Raw genomic sequence first — 3447 nt, forward strand, 5'->3', positions numbered from 1 at the left:
CGCCTCGACGTGCTGGTCACCGGCCACGGTACCGCCGGTGCCGTAGCCGGTGACCAGCACGTCGAGGCGCGAGCCTGCGAAATCGTTGATGATCTCGCGCGCCGTCGTCGCCTCGTGGATGGCGGCATTGGCTTCCGTCTCGAACTGGCGCGCCAGGAACCAGCCGTTGGCGTCGGCGAGTTCCACCGCCTTCTTGTACATCCCGAAACCCTTCTGGGCGCGCGGCGTCAGCACCACCCTGGCGCCCAGCATGCGCATCAGCTTGCGGCGCTCGATCGAGAAGCTTTCGGCCATCGTCACCACCAGCGGGTAGCCCTTCTGCGCGCAGACCATGGCAAGGCCGATGCCGGTGTTGCCGCTGGTCGCCTCGACGACGGTCTGGCCCGGCTTCAGCTTGCCGCTGCGCTCGCCTTCCTCGATGATGTTGAGCGCCAGCCGGTCCTTCACCGAGGCCGCTGGATTGAAGAACTCGGCCTTCACGTAGATGGTCGCGTGGCCGGGGCCGAGATTGTTGATACGGATGACCGGCGTGTCGCCGACGGTGTCGAGAATGCTGTCGAACAGCCGGCCGCGACCGGCAGTGGTCCTGATTTTCAACTTCTGCAACATGGGCTTTCTCCTCGCGATCTCACGCGCCGGTTACAGACCGGCGGCTTGGGCGGCGCGGTTTCGACACCTTGCCGCGTTAGGTTGCTTGACCTGCCGCGAATGCGGCAACGGCGGCATTCCGGCATGGAATTGGGCTGCCGGATGCTTCCTGTCGTCTTTGGTGATAGAACATGGACCAACTGGTGAGCGTTGGAGAAAGCGTGGGAACATACGTGGAATCCAGCCGATCGAGCCCGAACGACACTGCCGCCGGCCTGTCCTTGCGACTGCTTGGGCAACTGACGATCGCGCGTGGCGGCGAGCCGGTTAAATTGCCTTCTTCGCGCAAGTTGCGCGCGCTGCTGGCCTATCTGGCGCTCGCGCCACATCCCGTCAGCCGCAGCCGGCTTTGCGAGCTTCTGTGGGACGTGCCAAACGATCCGCGCGGCGAGCTTCGCTGGTGCCTGAGCAAGCTTCGCGGCGCGCTTAACCAACCGGGCCGGCAGAGGGTCGAGACCGAGGGCGACACCGTGGCGCTTCGTCTTGCCGATACGAACGTCGATGCCGTCGAAGCCGCCGCAGCGGTCGCCGAAGGGATCGAGACGCTCAGCCTCGGGCGTCTTCGGGCGCTTGCGCAGCTCTTCGCCGGCGATTTCCTTGACGGGCTGGAGCTCGATCGGAGCCCGCATTTCACCAGCTGGCTGACCGCGCAACGCCGCCGTTTCAGCTCGTGCCACGTCGCCGTTCTGGAGCACATCATCGGCCTGCTCCCCCAGGGAGCCGATGAAGCGGGCGCCTATCTGGACAGATGGCTGGAACTCGCGCCCTTCGATGGCCGCGCCCATGTGGCGCTGCTGGAAAACCTTGCGCGGCGGGGACAGATCGGCGCCGGTGAGGAGCATATTGCAACCGCGGCGGAACTCTTCCGCTCCGAGGAGCTGGATGTCGCTCCGTTGCGGGAAGCATGGCACGAGATCAAGGCACGCCATTCCAGCGCAACGCCATGCGCGCGATCCGGACTAGCTCTTCCGGCCCCACAAGCACCGATCGTTGCCGTCGAATCCGAACCCGCATCGGTGCGCCGGGCCTCGTTGGCGGTGATGCCGTTCGCGGAAAGCGCCGTCAATTTCCGTGGCGGGCTTGCCGATGGCTTGACCCACGACATCATAACGCGGCTCGCCAAGCTTCGCGATTTCTTCGTCATTGCCCGCGGATCGGTTTTCGCGCTGGCCGAGAAGGACATCGCGCCGGAGGACGCCGGGCGCCGGCTGAATGTCGACTATGTGGCGACAGGCTCGGTCCGCAGCCTTTCGGGCAGGGTGATCGTCTCGGTCGAGCTCGTCGAGGTCCGCACCGCGAGGATTGTGTGGGCCGAGACCTTCGAGCACAGGCCGGACGAGATCTTCACGGTGATAGACGACATCGGCAACAGCATCGTCTCTTCGATCGCCGCCGAGATCGCGACCGTCGAGCGAAACCGGGCAATGCTTAAGGCGCCGAATTCGCTGAATGCGTGGGAAGCCTATCATCGCGGGCTCTGGCACATGTACCGCTTCACCCGCCAGGAAAACGAACTGGCGCAGCAGTTCTTCAATGACGCCCTGAAGCTCGACCCGACCTTCGCCCGAGCCTATGCAGGCCTCTCCTTCACGCATTGGCAGAATGCCTTTCAGCGTTGGGGCGATCGCGACCGTGAGGCGTCGCTGGCTTTCGCAACTGCCGGTCACAGCCTCCTGGTCGATGACCGCAATCCGGCCGCGCACTGGGCGATGGGCCGCGCCTTGTGGCTGCGCGGCGAGCAGGACGGCTCGCTGCTTGAGCTGGCGAAGGCCGTCGACCTCAGCCCGAACTTCGCGCTCGGCCACTATGCCCTGTCCTTTGTCCATTCGCAGTCGGGCGATCCGCAATCTGCGATCGGCTCCTCCGATCACTCGCGCCATCTCAGCCCCTTTGACCCATTGCTGTTCGGCATGATGGGCGCGCGGGCCATGGCCCATGCACGCTTGGGCGAATACGATGAAGCCGCCGAATGGGCGCTGAAAGCTGCGGCCAGGCCCAACGCGCATGTCATCATCCTGGCGATCGCCGCGCATTGCCTGGCGCTGGCCGGCCGCCAGGACGAGGCACGAAACTTCGCCGCCGCGATCCGCACCACGTGGCCCGACTATCGGGCGGACGATTTCATCGCCACCTTCCGCTTCGACCGGGACGGCGAAGCCCTGTTCCGCAGAGGCGCGAAGCTGATCGGATTGAATTGATTTTCTGGCACATCCAAGGGCGTGTTGCGATTGAGGTCAGGCCGAGCCGAGAATGGCGGGTTCCGAGAACCTGAGCGGAGCGTAGTTGAAGTACACGAGCACCAGGAAACGCGCGTTTGCAGGCCGGCATCACCTGAATATCGACAGGTCTCAGTGCATCAGCGGACCGCTGGCCTTCCGCCACGCATCGATGCCGCCCTGGATGTGGCGGGCGCTCGATATCCCGCGGTCCTGCGCCGCCTGCACGGCCATCGCCGAGCGCTCGCCGAAGGCGCAATAGAACAGGATCTGCTTGGCTGTCGATTTCGCCAGCTCGTGCAGCATGCCGCCGGCGGCGATATTCTCCTGCAGCCGCGCATAGGGCAGATGGATCGCGCCGGGGATGACGCCGTGGCGATCCCGTTCGGATTGCTCGCGCAGATCGATCAGCGCCACGTCGGGCCGACCGACCAGCGCCAGCGCCTGTTCGGCGGTTACTGCCCAGCCGCGGCTGGCGATGTCGTCCTGATGCAGCCCCACCCGCATGTTGGCCGGCACGGCCACATCCATCATCTTCGGATTGGAGAGCTTCAGGTTGTTCATGATGTTCACGTATTCGTCC

General features: G+C 64.9%; 3 protein-coding genes. 1 reads left to right on the forward strand and 2 read right to left on the reverse strand.

Annotation, left to right across the window (positions count from 1 at the left end; all coding sequences use genetic code 11):
- Positions 1–609, reverse strand: a 609-nt coding sequence (locus EOA60_RS24510) for a PLP-dependent cysteine synthase family protein (protein WP_164899503.1), incomplete at its 3' end; no start/stop codon positions are given.
- A gap of 170 nt (positions 610–779) precedes the next feature.
- Between EOA60_RS24510 and EOA60_RS24515 the strand changes: the two genes are divergently transcribed.
- Positions 780–2846, forward strand: coding sequence for a BTAD domain-containing putative transcriptional regulator (locus EOA60_RS24515; RefSeq protein ID WP_082953953.1), 2067 nt, complete (start codon positions 780–782; stop codon positions 2844–2846).
- A gap of 150 nt (positions 2847–2996) precedes the next feature.
- On the opposite strand, the gene EOA60_RS24525 is transcribed toward EOA60_RS24515, so the two are convergent.
- A partial coding sequence (locus EOA60_RS24525; RefSeq protein ID WP_281060772.1) for a rhodanese-like domain-containing protein occupies positions 2997–3447 on the reverse strand: 451 nt, incomplete at its 5' end.

It is taken from the genome of Mesorhizobium sp. M1A.F.Ca.IN.020.06.1.1 (assembly GCF_004023265.1).
GTDB lineage: Bacteria > Pseudomonadota > Alphaproteobacteria > Rhizobiales > Rhizobiaceae > Mesorhizobium.

Excerpts from the sequence above, each read along its gene's own strand:
- EOA60_RS24515 (WP_082953953.1), top strand. The coding sequence starts at position 780 with ATGGACCAACTGGTGAGCGTTGGAGAAAGCGTGGGAACATACGTGGAA.